This is a genomic window from Kineococcus aurantiacus (assembly GCF_013409345.1).
Taxonomy (GTDB): domain Bacteria; phylum Actinomycetota; class Actinomycetes; order Actinomycetales; family Kineococcaceae; genus Kineococcus; species Kineococcus aurantiacus.
In genome coordinates, this window is sequence record NZ_JACCBB010000001.1 from 1540176 (window position 1) to 1555830 (window position 15655).

At 76.1% G+C, this 15655-nt stretch carries 15 protein-coding genes; 4 read left to right on the plus strand and 11 right to left on the minus strand.

The window, feature by feature from the left end; translation table 11 throughout:
- Positions 1–180: 180 nt before the first annotated feature.
- On the plus strand, positions 181–1257 hold the full coding sequence (locus BJ968_RS07380; protein ID WP_179756356.1) for an NAD-dependent epimerase/dehydratase family protein: 1077 nt from the start codon (positions 181–183) through the stop codon (positions 1255–1257).
- A 151-nt stretch (positions 1258–1408) separates the two neighbouring features.
- Here the strand turns inward: BJ968_RS07380 and BJ968_RS07385 are convergent, their stop codons facing one another.
- Positions 1409–1927: a MarR family transcriptional regulator gene (locus BJ968_RS07385; RefSeq protein WP_179750558.1), complete on the minus strand. Its 519-nt coding sequence runs from the start codon at positions 1925–1927 to the stop codon at positions 1409–1411.
- Positions 1928–1989: 62 nt separating this feature from the next.
- Here BJ968_RS07385 and BJ968_RS07390 point away from each other — a divergent pair, with 62 nt between their 5' ends.
- Both BJ968_RS07390 and BJ968_RS07395 read left to right on the plus strand, forming a co-directional pair.
- Positions 1990–2514 (plus strand): phenolic acid decarboxylase, encoded by a 525-nt coding sequence (locus BJ968_RS07390; RefSeq protein WP_179750560.1) that lies wholly within the window; start codon positions 1990–1992, stop codon positions 2512–2514.
- A gap of 2 nt (positions 2515–2516) precedes the next feature.
- Complete coding sequence (locus tag BJ968_RS07395) at positions 2517–3344, plus strand: alpha/beta fold hydrolase (RefSeq protein ID WP_179750562.1); 828 nt, start codon at positions 2517–2519, stop codon at positions 3342–3344.
- A gap of 54 nt (positions 3345–3398) precedes the next feature.
- Here BJ968_RS07395 and BJ968_RS07400 read toward each other — a convergent pair whose 3' ends face one another.
- From BJ968_RS07400 to BJ968_RS26435, 5 genes are all read right to left on the minus strand, one after another.
- Positions 3399–4730 (minus strand): ABC transporter substrate-binding protein, encoded by a 1332-nt coding sequence (locus tag BJ968_RS07400; protein ID WP_179750564.1) that lies wholly within the window; start codon positions 4728–4730, stop codon positions 3399–3401.
- A gap of 162 nt (positions 4731–4892) precedes the next feature.
- Positions 4893–5837 (minus strand): LysR family transcriptional regulator, encoded by a 945-nt coding sequence (locus BJ968_RS07405; RefSeq protein ID WP_179750566.1) that lies wholly within the window; start codon positions 5835–5837, stop codon positions 4893–4895.
- A gap of 64 nt (positions 5838–5901) precedes the next feature.
- Complete coding sequence (locus BJ968_RS07410; protein WP_179750568.1) at positions 5902–6627, minus strand: hypothetical protein; 726 nt, start codon at positions 6625–6627, stop codon at positions 5902–5904.
- The gene (locus tag BJ968_RS26430; protein ID WP_179750570.1) at positions 6624–7460 is read right to left on the minus strand and encodes an ABC transporter permease subunit; all 837 of its coding nucleotides are present in this window, start codon (positions 7458–7460) and stop codon (positions 6624–6626) included. The genes BJ968_RS07410 and BJ968_RS26430 overlap by 4 nt, the downstream gene beginning before the upstream one ends.
- A gap of 3 nt (positions 7461–7463) precedes the next feature.
- Entirely contained in the window at positions 7464–8420 is a 957-nt protein-coding gene (locus tag BJ968_RS26435) for an ABC transporter permease subunit (protein WP_218884912.1), read from the minus strand.
- Between the two features lie 286 nt (positions 8421–8706).
- Between BJ968_RS26435 and BJ968_RS07425 the strand changes: the two genes are divergently transcribed.
- Positions 8707–10140: an MFS transporter gene (locus tag BJ968_RS07425; protein WP_179750572.1), complete on the plus strand. Its 1434-nt coding sequence runs from the start codon at positions 8707–8709 to the stop codon at positions 10138–10140.
- A gap of 150 nt (positions 10141–10290) precedes the next feature.
- Here the strand turns inward: BJ968_RS07425 and BJ968_RS07430 are convergent, their stop codons facing one another.
- From BJ968_RS07430 to BJ968_RS07450, 5 genes are all read right to left on the minus strand, one after another.
- Complete coding sequence (locus BJ968_RS07430) at positions 10291–10569, minus strand: DUF3017 domain-containing protein (protein ID WP_179750573.1); 279 nt, start codon at positions 10567–10569, stop codon at positions 10291–10293.
- Positions 10570–10593: 24 nt separating this feature from the next.
- Positions 10594–12165, minus strand: a complete 1572-nt coding sequence (gene purH, locus BJ968_RS07435; protein WP_179750575.1) for a bifunctional phosphoribosylaminoimidazolecarboxamide formyltransferase/IMP cyclohydrolase — start codon at positions 12163–12165, stop codon at positions 10594–10596.
- Positions 12165–12755 (minus strand): phosphoribosylglycinamide formyltransferase, encoded by a 591-nt coding sequence (purN, locus tag BJ968_RS07440; RefSeq protein ID WP_179750577.1) that lies wholly within the window; start codon positions 12753–12755, stop codon positions 12165–12167. Before purN ends, purH begins: the two co-directional genes overlap by 1 nt.
- 75 nt (positions 12756–12830) lie before the next feature.
- Positions 12831–14132: a cell division protein PerM gene (locus BJ968_RS07445; RefSeq protein ID WP_179750579.1), complete on the minus strand. Its 1302-nt coding sequence runs from the start codon at positions 14130–14132 to the stop codon at positions 12831–12833.
- Between the two features lie 105 nt (positions 14133–14237).
- Positions 14238–15386 (minus strand): hypothetical protein, encoded by a 1149-nt coding sequence (locus tag BJ968_RS07450; protein ID WP_179750581.1) that lies wholly within the window; start codon positions 15384–15386, stop codon positions 14238–14240.
- Positions 15387–15655: the final 269 nt, after the last annotated feature.

Sequence of the window (15655 nt, forward strand, 5' to 3'; positions counted from 1 at the left end):
CACCGGGGACGGTCACCGGGACCGGAGCGTCCTGCCGTCCGTGGAACACCGTCGCGCCCGCGGTTGCTGACCCGGGGTGTGAGCACCCACGACACCACCTCGCCCCGCACCCCCGCAGCGCCCGTCGACCTCGGCGCCTCCTGGCCGGGCGACACCGGGAGCGACCGTGCCCCGACACCGGTGCGCACGCCGCCGGAGGGCGCGCACGCCCTGGTGGTCGGCGCCACGGGCATCACCGGTTCGGCGCTGGTGCGCCAGCTCCTGGACGCCGGGTGGCGCACGACGGGCCTCTCGCGCCGCCCGCCCGCCGACGAGCGCGCCGCGCACGCAGCGGCCGACCTGACCTCGCGGTCGTCGCTGGAGCAGGCGCTGGCCGACCTGCGCCCGACGCACGTCTTCATCGGTGCGTGGGCCAGGCAGGACACCGAGGCCGAGAACATCCGCGTCAACGGCGCGATGGTGCGTGACCTGCTCGCCGTCCTCGGGCCGCAGGGCTCGGTGCGGCACGTCGCGCTGGTCACCGGGCTCAAGCACTACCTCGGGCCCTTCGAGGCCTACGGCCAGGGCGAGATGCCCGACACGCCGTTCCTCGAGGACGCCGCGCGCCTGCCGGTGGACAACTTCTACTACGCGCAGGAGGACGAGCTGTTCGCCGCCGCCGCCCTCCACGGCTTCTCCTGGAGCGTGCACCGCTCGCACACCGTCCTCGGGCACGCCGTGGGCAACGCGATGAACATGGCCTCGACCCTGGGCGCCTACGCCGGGGTGCAGCGCCACCTCGGCCGGCCGTTCGTCTTCCCCGGCTCGCGCGAGCAGTGGGACGGCGTGGTCGACATCACCGACGCCGACCTGCTGGCCGACCACCAGGTGTGGGCCGCGACCACCCCGGCGGCCGCGAACACCGCCTTCAACGTCGTCGACGGCGACGTCGTCCGCTGGCGGCGCCTGTGGCCGGCGCTGGCCGCGCACCTGGGTCTCGAGCCGCAGGGCCCGGGCGAGCAGCCGCAGCCGCTGGAGGCTCAGATGGCCGGGGCCGAGGACGTGTGGGCCGACCTCGTCGCCGAGCACGGCCTGACCGAACCGGACCTGGCCCGGGTCGCGTCCTGGTGGCACACCGACGCCGACCTCGGCCGCCCGATGGAGGTCATCGCGGACATGACCCGCAGCCGCCTGCTGGGCTACACGGGCTGGGTGAGCACCGAGCGCGCCCTCCTGCGCCGCGTCGACGCCTACCGCGCGCAGCGGCTCGTCCCCTGACCCCCGGGTCCACCTCCGGCTGCACACCCGGGCAGCCGGAGGTGGACCGGTGGACGGCGCGGGTCACCGGTGGAGCAGGCCCCGGCGGCGACCGTGCGAGCGGCCGGCGTCCAGCAGGGTGGGGAAGCGGTCGCCGGTGCGGTGATCCACGTCAGCGGGTGCGGCGGCCGAGGTCGCTCATCGGCCCGGGTGCGCGATCGTCCTCCCCCCGAGAGCCGTCCTCGGCGTCGAGGACCTCCAGCAGCCGGCCCACCACCGCGACCAAGGCGGGCAGCGACGCCCGCTCCTCGGCGCTCAGGCGCGCCGCCGCGGACGCCACCGTCGTGGCGCTGGCCCGGTCGTAGCGGGCCAGCAGCGTCAGCGCGGCCGCGGTCGCGCTGACGCTGACCACGCGCAGGTCGCCGCCGCCGGGGGCGCGTTCGGTGAGCCCGGCGGCGCCGGTCGTGCGCAGCAGGTTGCTGATCGTGGAGCGCGCCAGCCGCAGCGTCGCGGCCAGCTGGCTGGGGGTCAGCGGCCCGCGCTCGGCCAGGAGCCGCAGGAGCTCGACCTGGGCCTCGGGCAGGTCCGGCAGGCCGGCCAGCTCCCGGCTGCGCCGCAGCACCTTGCGGCGCAGGGGGCCCAGGAGGACGGAGAGCTCGGCCGCGGGGCCGGCGGCGGGGTCGTCCTGCACGTCCCCATCCTGCACCGGGCGGGTCCCTTGACCCCAAGTGGTTTTGTCTGCAAAATCATCGGGTGACGACTCCAGCAGCTCAGGACCACGTCCCCGTCCAGGACCTCTCGGGGCTGGTCGGGCACCGCCTCACCTACACCTACGCCAACGGCTGGCGGTACGAGATGTACGTGAAGAACGACCGCACCATCGACTACCGCATCCACTCCGGCATGGTCGGCGGCCGCTGGGTCAAGGACCAGGAGGTCGACCTCGTCCTGCTCGACGAGGACAGCTACAAGCTCTCCTGGAACGAGCCGACGGGCACGTCGGTCGTCGTCAACGTGATGCCCGGGCGGCGCCGCCTGCACGGCACCATCTTCTTCCCGCGCTGGGTCGAGGAGGACGGCACCAAGACGGTCCTCTACCAGAACGACCACCTGCCCCTGATGCGCAGCTACCGCGACGCCGGGCCCACGTACCCGATCCACGTCGTGCCGGAGTTCGCCCGGATCACGTCCTTCGAGCACGTCGGGACCGACGACGAGAGCGTCATCGCCACCGCCCCCGGCGACCTGCCCGCCGGCTCCACCGACCAGGAGGACTGACCGTGGAACCCGAACCCCTGCCGGGCCCCGCCCCGGACCGCACCCACCGGGTCGGCACCTCCGACGGGCTCACCCTTGTCGTCCACGCCTGGGACGCCCGCGCGACCGACCCCGGGACCGGCCCCGGCGCCCACCCGGTCCTGCTGCACCACGGGTTCAGCGCCAGCGCCCTCGTGGAGTGGCCGCGCACCGGGCTCGTCCACGCGCTGCTCACCGCCGGGCGCCGCGTCCTGGCCCTCGACGCCCGCGGGCACGGCGGGTCGGACAAGCCCCACGACCCGGCGCGCTACGGCGAGGCCCGGATGGCCGCCGACGTCGTCGACGTCCTCGACGCCCTCGACGTGCCCGTGGTCGACCTCGTCGGGTACTCCATGGGTTCCGTCGTCTCGCTGCTGGTCGCCTCCGCGCACCCCGGGCGCGTGCACCGCCTGGCCGTGGGCGGCGTCGGCGCGGGGATCGTCGAGGTCGGCGGCGTGGACACCCGCGCCCTGCCGGCCACCCGCCTCGCCGAGGCGCTGCGCTCACCGGACCCCGAGGCGATCACCGACCCCCTGGTGCGGGGTTTCCGCGAGTTCGCCGAGCAGACCGGCAACGACCTGCTCGCGCTGGCCGCCCAGGCCGACGCCGTGCACGCCGCGCCCCTCGCCCTGGACCGGATCACCGCCCCCACCCTGGTGCTGGCCGGCGACGCCGACCCGCTCGCCGAACGCCCCGAGGTGCTCGCCGGCGCCGTCCCCGGAGCCCGCCTGCAGCGGGTGCGCGGCGACCACGGGCAGGCGTTGCTCGACCCGGGGTTCGCCGCCTCGATCACGGGGTTCCTGGACCGCTGAGGCCGCCCCGCGGGGACGGCCCCGGCACCGCCCGCGCGGTGCCGGGGCCGGTGCTCAGCCCTTGTCGTACGCGGCGTCCATGGCCGTGAGGACGTCGGCGGTCGTCGTCTGGCCCGTCAGCAGACCCTGGACGCCGGTGCCGAGCGCGTCGGTCACCGCGCCCGAGCTCCACGTGATGTACCCCAGCGGGGCCTGCTTGGACTGGTCGGCCAGCAGGTCGGAGATGCCCGACAGCTGCTCGGGCACGCCGCCGGCCCCCTCGGCGGACAGCGACGTCAGGGACAGGTTCCCGGAGATCTTCGCGAAGGCGTCCTGCTGGGCGGGCTGGGTGGCGAACTCGACGAACTCCTTCGCCGCCTCCAGGTGCTCGCTCTCGGCCGAGACGGCGATCGCGTTGGACGTCGTGACGGTCAGCCGCGTGTCGTCGGCGGTCGCCCCGGGCGGGACGGCCACCCCGAACTCCTGACCGGGGGTGGCGGCGCTGATCTCGGTCACCGCACCGCCGGGGGCGAAGATGCCCAGGGAGGACCCGCTGGTCAGCGCCTGGGTGATCTCGGGGAAACCCGCACCGGCGACACCGTCCTGGAAGCACCCGGCCTGGTTCATCGACACGATCGCGTCGAGCGTGCGCTTCCACTCCGCGCTCCCGGCGAAGGTGACCTTCCCGTCGGCGCGCTGGGCGTTCCAGTCCGGCTCGGCCGCGTAGACGGAGCTGGAGGCGAACTCCATCGTCATGAGCGACAGGTTCCCCGGGTTGGCGCCGGCGACCGCGAACAGCGACTTGCCCTGACCGCGCACCGTGGCGCACTGCTGCAGGAGCTCGGGCAGCGTCGTCGCCGGGCTCAGACCGGTCGCGGTGTAGGCCGTCCGGTTGATGATCTCGGTGCTCGGGGACACGTCCAGCGGCACCGCGTAGACCTCGCCGTCGGTCTCGAAGAGGTCCTTGGAGCTCTCCGGGACCGCCTCCGCGGCCCAGGACTCGTCGGTCAGCGGGGCCACCAGGCCCGCGTCGGCCAGCGTCAGCAGGGCGTTGGTGTTCCCCGTCCCGGGCGACCCGTAGAACACGTCCGGGGCGTTCCCGCCGCGCAGCTGGGTGCGCAGGACGTTGGAGTAGGAGTCGAGCGGGGTCTCGACGACCTCGACCTTGATGTCGGGGTTCTCGGCCTCGAAGGCCTTGGCCAGGGCGCGGTACGGCCCCTCGCCGCTGGTGGGGGTCTCGGTCGCGAAGCGGATCGTCACGGGGCCGTCCCCGGCGGCGGCGTCGTCCCCCGACGAGCACGCCGCGGTGGCGGCGGCGACCGCTCCGGCGAGGAGGAGCGCCGCGGCGCGGCGGCGCCGGCCCACGGACCCGGACGAGGAGCGGAACGAGGGTTTCGACGTGGTCATGGAGTTCTCCTGACAGCGTTGTCGGGTGGTTCCGGACGGGTTCCGGGGTGTCGTGCGCCGGGGTTCCCCGGCGCCTGCCCCGATTCTGCCGAGGCGGGGAACCGGCGGGGAAATAGCGGTTCGGCATGGTGCGCATCGTCCCCGGTGATGCCGGGGACGTCGTCACACGAGGGCGACGGGAGCGTCCTGCGGGAGCGGGGCGTCGGCCGGCAGGCTGCGGGCGGCGTCGCGGACCAGGCGCCGGAACCAGCGGTGCCCGGCGTCGTCCTGCAGCGACGGGTGCCACCAGGCCGCCTCGCGCAACGTCGTGCGGGGCAACGGGACACGGACGCGGTGGACGACGTGGAGCAGTTCGGCGCGGGCGACCAGCCGGTTGGGGACGAGGGCGAGCAGGTCGGTCCCGGCGACGGCGGTGAGCAGCAGCGCGAGGCTGTCGACGACCAGGTCCACGCGCGCCCCCACGACGAGTTCGTCGACCTGGCGGTCGGCGGCGGTCCCGCCGTGGTCGGCGAAGGCGCGCGCCCAGCGGGAACGCCGCAACTCGTCCTCGTCCAGTCCCCCGCCCGGGCGCGGGGTCCCGCTGATGCACACCCAGTGGTCGTCGAACAGGTCGGTGCTGGGGATGCCGGACGTCTGGCCGCGGGGGGTGAGGAGCAGGTCGGCCGACCTCAGGGCCGTCTGCGGGTTCTCGATGGCGGCGGCGTCGACGCTGGTGATCCTGACCTTGACGTCGGGAGCCTCCCGCCGCAGGCGGTCCATGAACAGCGGCGCCAGGACGGCGACGGCGTAGTCGGAGGAGATGAGGTGGAACTCGCGGGTGGAGTTCCGCGGGTCGAAACCCGGGGTCGGCTTGAGGGTCTCCTCCGCGCGGCGCAGGACGTCGCGGACCCGGGAGACGAGGTCCTCGGCCAGCGGGGTCAGCTCGTAGTGGGACCCGACGCGCACGAGCAGCTCGTCGTCGAACTGCCGGCGCAGGCGCCCCAGGGCCGCGCTCATCGCCGGCTGGCTCACGCCGATGCGCGCCCCCGCGCGGGTGACGTTCCGCTCGGTCAGCAGCGCGTCGAGGGGCACGAGGAGGTTGAGGTCGGTGTTGAGCAGGTTGACCACGAGGCGCTCCCGACGTCGTCGTCCGGCTCGGACCCGGCGGTCCGTCGTCTGGGGCAGGACGGTATCAGAAGAAAGCTTCTGATTCTAGGGATCCGAGGAGGTCCGCCTCCCCGGCCACGACCTCCAGGCCCAGCCCCCCCGGCGACGTCCACCGGCGGACGGCGGTCCACCGGTCCGAGCCCACGCGCAGCCCCGCCGCACCGCCCGGCGCGCTGCGCAGCCGCGGCCCCTGCCCCCGGCCCGGCGCCGCCCAGCCCACCGGCGGCACCCCGAGCACCCACGACGTCCAGCGCTCCAGGGCCTCGTCCGGGACCGGCACGTCGACCCCCAGCACCAGCGGCGGGTCCTGCACGCACAGCCGCGTGCTCCCGTCCGGGTGCAGCGGGCAGGTCAGCGCCGCCCCCGCCACCCACTCCCGGTCCTGGCGCCAGTGCAGCAGCGTCTCCGCTCCCCCCGGGTGCACCACGCGGTAGTCCTCCCCGGCCCAGCCGGAGGAGACGACCGCCCCCTCCAGGCCGGCCCGGCCCTCCACGACCCCCACCATCCGCCGCAGGTGGTCACCGTCGACCGGGCGCCACGTCAGCCGGGTCACGGCCGCGCGCGGGCCCGGGCGCAGCACGACCCGGCAGCCGTGCGGGTCCGTGCAGGTCCGCAGGACGTGGACGTCCCCTCCCCCCGCCGCGCCGGGCCCCGGCGACGGCACGAAGCCCAGACCGACCAGCACCTCGGCGTCCGCCCCGGGGGCGGGGGTGCTGAACTCGACCTCCGTCAGCCGCGCCGCGGCACTCACCCCTTGACCCCGCCCGCGAAGCCCTGGATGAACCTCTTCTGCGCCAGCAGGTAGAGCACCAGGACGGGGACCATCGACAGCAGCACCGCGGCGAACACCACGTTCCACCGCGACACCAGCGTCCCGACGAAGCTGTACACGACGACCGGAAGGGTCACCGCGTCCGAGCCGTTGAGGAACACCAGCGACGTGAAGAAGTCGTTCCAGACGATGAGCCCGGCGAGGATGGCGACCGTCCCGGTCGCCGGGGCCAGCAGCGGGAACACCACCCGGGTGAAGATCGTGAACCGGCTCGCCCCCTCCATCTGCGCCGCCTCCTCGTACTCCTGCGGCAGCGAGCGGGTGAAACCCGAGTACAGGAACACCGCCAGCGGCATGAGCATCCCCGAGTACGCCAGGACCATCCCCGTGCGGGTCCCCAGCAGGTCCAGGTGCCGCATCGCGCTGTACAGCGGCACCTGCCCCAGCTGCGCCGGCAGGACGATGGCGACCAGGAAGCTGGCGAACGCGGCCCGGCTCCAGCCGGTCGTGATGCGGGTCAGCGTGAACGCGGTGATCGAGCCCAGCGCGATGAGCACCACGACGCTGCAGCCGGTGATGACCGCGCTGTTCAGCGCCCCGGTGACCAGGCTGTTCTGCCCCTCACCGCCCAGGGCCTGCCGGAAACCGTCCACCGTCAGCGGTGAGGCGGGCGAGAACGCCGACGTGCTCACCGAGTCCTGCGTCGTCTTCAGCGAGACGTTCAGCAGGATGAGCAGCGGCGAGAAGACGACGAGCGCGGCGAGGACGACGAGGACCTCGCGGACGGCGGTGCGGCGCGTGTAGCGGAACACGGGTCACTTCTCCTTGCGTTCGCGGAGCAGCAGCATCTGGACGAGCGCGCACAGCAGCACGATCGCGGTCATGACCAGGGCCAGGGCCGAGCCGTAGCCGAACCGGCCGTTGACGAACGTCTCCTTGTAGACGCTGGTGGCCAGGGTGTCCGAGGCACCGAACGGGCCACCGCCGGTGAGGGCCTGCACCTGGTCGAACACGCGCAGCCCCTGGACGAGGATCATCGTGCTGGCCACCAGGATCGTCGGGCGCAGCGCCGGCAGGACCACGTGCCGGAAGCGGGACCAGGGACCGGCCCCGTCCATCGCGGCCGCCTCCTCGTTCTCCGGCGGCACCCCGGCCAGGCCCGCGAGGTAGATCACCATCGTCAGGCCGATGTGCTGCCACACCATGACCGTCGTGATGGCCGGCACCACCGTGAGCGGGTCCCCCAGCCAGGTGCGCTGCAACGACTCCAGCCCCACCGCGCCGAGGACCTGGTTGATCGGGCCGTCCTGCTGGAACAGGAACTTCCAGACGTACGACACCGCCAGCGGGCTGAGGACCACCGGGGCGAACAGCACGGTGCGCAGCACGTACCGGCTCTTCAGCTGCCGGTTCAGCGCCACCGCGAACGCCATGCCCAGCACGTTGGTCAGGACCAGGAACGCGACCGCGATGACGACGGTGTTCAGCAGCGCCCGCAGGGGCGCGGCACCCGTGAGGATCTCCCGGAAGTTCGCCAGACCCACGAACTCCGGCGAGCGGAAACCGTTGAAGTCGGTGAAGGCGTACGCCGAACCGGCGATCGTCGTGGCGTAGTGGACCGCCGCGATGAGCGCCAGCGCGGGCAGCGACCACCACCAGGCGGCCACCCGCGAGGCGGCGCGCCGGCGCCGCGGCACGCGCCCGCCCCCACCCGGGGCGGGCGGCGGCACCGAACCGGTGGCGTCGGGCCGGACCGCCGCGGCCGGGCTCACCGGCGGGACCTGGATCGCTGGGACTGCTGCAGCTCGTGCACGTCGAACTCCCGGGACCTCGTCGTCAGGGTGAAGGCTCTCCCGCCGAGTTTCCGCGAGCGGTGACCGCACGGGAAATAGTCAGTCGGTATACCCCGCATCGAGGACCCGGATGGGCGCACCGGCACCGCGGGCGCTCCCCGTCCGCCACCATGGGAGCGACGGTGGGGTCGGGGTCTCCCGGCCCGTCGCCGGGCCGCACCGGCCCCGAGCGCGCCGAACGCCCCGTCGGACGACGGAGGTCCCCGTGCTCGACCCCGACCCGGTCCACGACCGCACCGCCGCGGCCGTCCGGCTGCGCCCGCTGCTGTGGTGCCTCGTCCTCACCACCGCCCTCGGGGCGCTGGACCAGACCATCGTCGCGACCGCCCTGCCGACGATCGTGACCGACTTCGACGCCGTCGACCGCTCGGCGTGGGTGCTGACCGCGTACCTGCTGGCGATGTCGGTGGCGATGCCCGTCGTGGGGTCCCTCGGCGACCGCTACGGCGCCGTGCGGCTGCTGCGGGTCAGCGTCGTCGTGTTCGTCGCGGCGTCGGTCGTCTGCGCGGCGGCACCGGGCGTCGAGGCGCTGGCGCTGGCCCGCGCGCTGCAGGGGCTCGGCGGCGCCGGGATGCTCGTGCTGCCGCAGGCGCTCGTCGCCGACGTCGTCCCGGCCCGGGACCGGGCCGCGGTGCTCGGTCCGCTGGGCGCCGTGTTCGCCGTCGCCACCGTCGTCGGGCCCCTGCTGGGCGGGTGGCTGACCGACGCCGGGTCCTGGCGGCTGGTCTTCTGGATCAACCTGCCCACCGGCGGGCTCGCGCTGCTGCTGGCCTGCACCGTGCTGCGCGCCGGGCCCCGCCCCGCGCGCCGCGGGCGGTTCGACGTCACCGGCACCGCGCTGCTGGCCCTGAGCACCTCCGCGCTGGCCTGGGCCGCGGCCGTCCTGCCCCGGCAGGGCTGGGGGGTGACCTCGGCCGTGGCGGTCGCCGGGACGCTCGTCGTGGTCGCCGTCTTCGCCGGGCACCAGCTGCGCAGCGCCCACCCCCTGCTGCCCGTGCAGGTGCTGCGGACCCGGGGGGTGTCCCTGTCGGCGTTCCTGGCCGCCACCGTCGGCTTCGGGATGTTCGGCGTCATCGCCTACGTCCCCAGCTGGGTGCAGGGCGTGCACGGGACCTCCGCCACCGTCTCCGGGCTGCTCCTGCTGCCCGTCACCGCCGGCCTGGTGACCGGGGTCAACACCAGCGGCCGCCTGGTGCGCCGCACCGGCCGCTGGCGCCGGTACCCCGTGGGCGGGTGCGCGCTGGCCGCCACCGCCGCCACGACGCTGGCGCTGGCCGGTCCCCACCTGCCCCTGCCGGCGACGGCCGCCGTGCTCGTCGCCTTCGGCCTGGGCGCGGGGTCCTTCATGGCGCTGCTGACCGTCCTGGCCCAGGACGCGGCGCCGCGCCACCACGTCGCGGGCATCACCGGGACCGTCGCCTACGTCCGCGAGACCGGGGCGACGGTCGGGACGGCGCTGCTGGGGGGCCTGCTGGCGGCGGGGCTCGCGCACGCGGCCCCGCAGGCCCTGGCGGGTGACGACTACGGCCGCGCCTTCACCCCCGTCTTCCTGACCGTCGCCCTCGTCTTCGCCCTGGGGGTGGTCGCCGCCGCGCTGCTGCCCCACCGCGACCTGGGCACCGGCGACCCCACCGGCTGACCCGGCGTCCCGGCGTCCCGCTCGAAGCACGGTTGGGGCCCTTGGGAAGCGGTTCCCGAGGGCTCGAACCGTGCTTCGAGCGGGAACGCGGCCGGGTGGGCGGAGCCGGCCGGGTGAGTGGGGCGGGGGTGGGGTCGGGCGGGGGTGGGGTCAGACGGGGGTGGGCACGACGCCGGCCAGCACGAGGCAGGACACGGCCAGGACCAGCAGCACCGCCACGTCCACCGCGCGGGAGCGGACCGCGAGCGCGCCCGCGACCCGCACGGGCAGGACCAGCCGCAGGACGGCCGCGACCGCGAGGTCGGCCCCGAGCAGCACCCCGCCCGGGGCCGGCCCCGCCAGCAGCGTCACCAGCAGGGCCAGCGCGATCCCGCCGACCAGGGCCAGCAGGACCGCGTTGCCCGGGGTCGGGACGCGCTCGGTGGACACGCCCGCGACGCTACCGGCGCGGCCTCAGTGGGCGAAGTGCCGCGCGCCGGTGAAGTACATCGTCACGCCGGCCTTCGTCGCGGCCTCGACGACCTCGGCGTCCCGGATCGACCCGCCGGGCTGCACGACGGCCTTCACCCCGGCGTCCAGGAGGATCTGCGCGCCGTCGGCGAAGGGGAAGAAGGCGTCGGAGGCGGCGACCGCACCGGCGGCCCGGTCCGCCCCGGCCCGCTCCACGGCGAGCTTGCAGGAGTCGACGCGGTTGACCTGGCCCATGCCGACGCCCACGGACGCGCCGTCCTTGGCCAGCAGGATCGCGTTGGAGCGCACCGAGCGCACCGCGCGCCAGGCGAACTCCAGGTCGGCCAGGGTTCGCTCGTCGGCGGCCTCCCCCGCGGCCAGCGTCCAGTTCGCGGGGTCGTCGCCGTCGGCGTCGACCGCGTCGAGGGTCTGGACGAGGACGCCGCCGGAGACGTGGCGCCACTCCCGGCCGCCGCGGGCGTAGCCCTCCGGCAGCTGGAGCAGGCGCACGTTCTTCTTGGCCTGCAGCAGTTCCAGCGCCTCGGGCTCGAACCCGGGCGCGATGACGACCTCGGTGAACACGGGCGCGACCTGCGCGGCCATGGCGGCGGTCACGACGCGGTTGGCGGCGATGACCCCGCCGTAGGCCGAGACCGGGTCGCAGGCGTGCGCCTTGGCGTGGGCGTCGGCGACGTCGGTGCCCGTGGCGACGCCGCAGGGGTTGGCGTGCTTGATCACCGCGACAGCGGGGGCGGTGAAGTCGTACGCGGCGCGCAGGGCGGCGTCGGCGTCGACGTAGTTGTTGTAGGACATGGCCTTGCCGTGCAGCTGGACGGCCTGCGCGATGCCCGGCGCGGACGTCGGATCGGCGTAGACGGCGGCCTGCTGGTGCGGGTTCTCGCCGTAGCGCAGGACGGCCGTGCGCTCCAGCGCCAGGCCCGCGACGGCCGGCCAGCCCTCGTCGCCGTCGTCGAGCGTCTGCTCGGCGAACCAGGACGCGACGGCCGTGTCGTAGGCGGCGGTGTGCGCGAACGCCGCCGCGGCGAGCCGCTTGCGCGCGGGCAGGTCGAACCCGCCGGCGCTGACCGCGGCGAGGACGTCGTCGTACTTCGCGGGGTCGACGACCACGGCGACGCTGGGGTGGTTCTTCGCGGCGGCGCGGACCATCGACGGGCCGCCGATGTCGATCTGCTCCACGACCTCGTCGTACCCGGCGCCGGAGGCGACCGTCGCGGCGAAGGGGTACAGGTTCACCACGACGAGGTCGAACGGCTCGACGTCGAGCTCGGCGAGCTGACGGACGTGGTCGGGCAGCCGGCGGTCGGCGAGGATCCCGGCGTGCACGCGCGGGTGCAGGGTCTTGACGCGCCCGTCGAGGCACTCGGGGAACCCGGTGAGCTCCTCCACGGGCGTGACCGGCACACCGGCCTCGGCGATGCGGGTGGCGGTCGAGCCGGTCGAGACGATGGCGACACCCGCGGCGTGCAGCCCCCGGGCGAGTTCGGCCAGGCCGGTCTTGTCGTAGACGCTGACCAGCGCGCGCTTCACGGGGACCTGGGTGCCCTGGGGATCCATCAGCGGGGTGCCGTCCTCTCGGGGTGGGTGGTCGCACGGGCCAGTCGCCCGACGACGTCGACGAGCAGTTCGCGCTCGTGGGTCTTGATCCGCTCGTGGAGCGAGGCCTCGTCGTCGTCGGGCAGGACGCGCACGGCGACCTGGTCCAGGATCGGGCCGGTGTCCACCCCGGCGTCGACGAGGTGCACGGTGCAGCCGGTGACCTTCACGCCGTGGGCGAGGGCGTCGCGGACGCCGTGGGCGCCGGGGAAGGACGGCAGCAGCGCGGGGTGGGTGTTGACCAGCCGCCCGGCGAAGGCCTCGACCACCGGGGCCCCCAGGATGCGCATGAACCCGGCCAGGACGACCAGGTCCGGGGACCGGCGGGCGACCTCGGCGGCCAGGGCGGTGTCCCAGGCGGGGCGGTCGGTGAAGTCGGCGGGGCGCACGGTGAAGGTCTCGACCCCGGCGGCGGCGGCACGGTCCAGGGCCTGCACCCCGGGTTTGTCCGAACCGACGGCCACGACCTGCCACGCCTCGTCGCGGGCGTCGAGGAGCGCCTGCAGGGTCGAGCCGGAACCGGAGGCGAGGACGACCACACGTGCGGGCACGTGGGCAGACTCTAGCCGCCGGCACGGGCTCCCCCGAATCCCCCGAACCCCTCGCCCCGATCGCCGGGTGGGGCCTCAGTCGCCGCCGAGGAGCTTGCGGCCGGTCCCGGGGGCGTTCCCGCGCCCGGTGTCCGGGAGCGTCACGACGAGCTTCGTCCCGCGCCAGGCGCGCCAGGCCCGGCCCAGCAGCACCGCGAGCACGGCCCCCGCACCGACCTCGCCCGCCACGACGGCCCCCGTCAGCAGCGCCGACGGCCCGGCCTCGCCCATCCGCCCGTGCCCCAGCGGGCCCGAGGCCAGCGAGCACAGCACCGCCACGACGACCCCGGTCAGCGCCCCGCTGACCAGGCCCGCCGCGCAGCGCGGCAGCAGCCCCGCCACGGCCGGGCCGCGCCGGGCCCCCAGCACCCACGCCGCCGCCCCGACCAGCACGGGGACCGCCACGGCGGCCCAGGCCAGGGCGGGCGTGGGCCCGGGGGCGGGCAGGGCGCCGAGCACCGGCAACGTGGGCAGCACCTCCAGGCTCGTGCCCCCCGGGGCCACCGACGTGCCGGTCCCCACGGCGAAACCGGTCCCGCTCGTCCAGGCCAGCGCCCACACGGCGAGCGTGGGCAGCAGCAGCGCCTGACCGGCGACCAGCAGGGCCCCGCCGACCAGCCCGGGACGCAGCGCCTCGTGCAGCGCGAGCGCGTCGGCGCGGCCGTGCACCAGCGCGGCCGCGACGAGCACCGCGCCCGCCACCAGCAGGCCCAGCCCGGCGAGCAGCGCGGGCCGCCAGGCCGCCGCGGACCAGCCGGGCACGGACCAGCCGGGCGTGAGGCGCTCGGCGTCCCACGCCGGGCGCGCGGCCCACAGCGCCCACAGCGCACCGGTCCCGCCGACGAGGCAGCCGCCCAGCAGCGACGCCAGCGGCGAGGCGGCACCGACGCCGCTGCGGGCGACGAGCGCGACGAGCAGCGCCAGGAGGCCGTAGCCGCCGGTGAACACGCCCAGCGCCGGGCCGGGGGGCACGCCCCGGCCGGACTCGACCTGGTCGCCCACCCACATCCGCACCGCCCGCCGCGCCGAGAGCACGGCCAGCAGCGTCACCCCCAGCGGCGCGACGCCGACCGTCCCGCCGACGACCGCGACGTCGGCGCCGTGGGCCAGCAACCACACGTCGGCCCCGACCCGCGCGACCGCCGCCAGCGACGACGTCGAGCGCACCGAGGCGATCCACGCCACGACGCACAGCGCGAGGATCGGCACGAGCAGGGTCAGCACGGCCCGGACGGCCGCCGACCCCAGGGGCAGCAGGTCGGCGCTCAGCTGCCCCCGGCGGGGACGGCGGGTGCGCGGGTGCGGGCTGGTGGTGGGGGGGCTACCGGGGCTGGACATCGTCCCGATCGTCCCCCGTCCCCGCGCCGGGGCGCGCGAACGACGCGCGACCCGGCACCGGAATCTCCCCCCGGCCACCAGGGCCCGGAGCCGGGAGCGGGGCCCTCAGGGCAGGGCCCGCGGACCCCGGACCGCGCCCCCGGGCCGGCGCGGGGTGAGCAGCGCGAGCGAGGCCCCCAGCGCCAGGACCCCGGCCGGGACGACCCACCACGCCACGCTCCCGCCGACCGCCAGCTTCAGGGACCACCACACCGTCAGGGCCTGCACGACCAGCGCCGGCACCTCCCACGTCCCGCCGGCGGGGTACCCCCGGCCGCCTCCGGGCGGGCCGGCCGCCGGCAGCACCGGCGGCCACGGGACGACCTCGAACCGCGCGCCGAGGCGGTCGGCCACGGCCCGCAGCCCCTCCACCAGCGCCGCGACCGGGGCGTCCTCCAGGCGGAGCACCCGCCCGCGCCGCTCCCCCAGCAGCGCGGGCACGCCGACGCTCGACAGCAACCCGCCGTCGGCGGTCGTCAGCCGGACCTCCGGGGGCCGGGGGGCCCGGCGGTCGGGGTGCGCGGCGCGCCGGTCCACCGGCCCCGGGCAGTGCGCGACCGTGACGGCCGCCAGCGCCCCCGGCCCCCGGGACGGCACCCACGCCTCGACGCCCCCCTCGCGCAGGCCCAGCTCGACCGTCCCGTCGGGGCGGTGCCCCAGCAGCAGCTGCACGCCCCGCCGGTCCCCCAGCAGCACCTCGGCCGGCAGCAGCCGCCGCGCCCGCCGGTCCCGGCGCGCCAGGCTCAACCGACCCGAGGCGAAGGCCGCCACGGCCACCGCCCACGCCCCCAGGACGACGGCCTGCAGGCCCGGGTCGTGCGCGGTGGGCCCGCCGCCGCGGTGGGGCAGGCCGAGGACCTGCACGGCCGCCGCGCACAGCACCACGAGCAGGACGAGCAGCGAGCGCCGGCGCTCGCCGGCGGTGGTGACGGGGGCCGAGACGGCCCCGGCGGGGCGACCGGCGGCGGCCCGTGCGACCCGCTGCACGTCCTCGTCCCGCACCGAGTGCGCCGTGGTCAGGGGCAGCCCGGCCGCGGCCAGCAGACCGGCCCAACCCGTGCGCTCCAGGACACCGCGCGCGGCCGCGGCGGACGCCCGCGGGCCCGCGAGCGGCCGGCCGGTGCGGTCCCCCGTGCCGTGGACCGGCCCCCACGGGTGCCAGCGGTGCAGCGGGACGAAGTGGACGGGGGCGTCGTCGGCGTCCAGCAGCAGCACGTGCGGCGGGCGCCAGTCGCCCCGGTCCCCGCGCGGGGCGCCGTCGGGGGTGCGGTCGGTGGAGGGGGCCGCGAAGCGGCCCCGCCCCGGTCGACCTGCCAGGCCGAGGCCGCCGGTCCGTGCAGCAGCAGGGCCCGGACCACCCGGCGGTGCGGGTCGCGCAGCGGCCAGACGGTCGCCCCGCCCTCGCCGTCGTGGTGGACGACCTCCTCGGGGGTGGCCGTGGCGTACCCGGCGCGGGACCCCGGCAGCCCGGGGAAGTCCCCCAG

Coding starts and splice junctions, on each gene's coding strand:
- BJ968_RS07400 (WP_179750564.1), bottom strand. CDS start 4,730: ATGACCACGTCGAAACCCTCGTTCCGCTCCTCGTCCGGGTCCGTGGGC.
- purH (WP_179750575.1), bottom strand. CDS start 12,165: ATGGATCCCCAGGGCACCCAGGTCCCCGTGAAGCGCGCGCTGGTCAGC.
- BJ968_RS07445 (WP_179750579.1), bottom strand. CDS start 14,132: ATGTCCAGCCCCGGTAGCCCCCCCACCACCAGCCCGCACCCGCGCACC.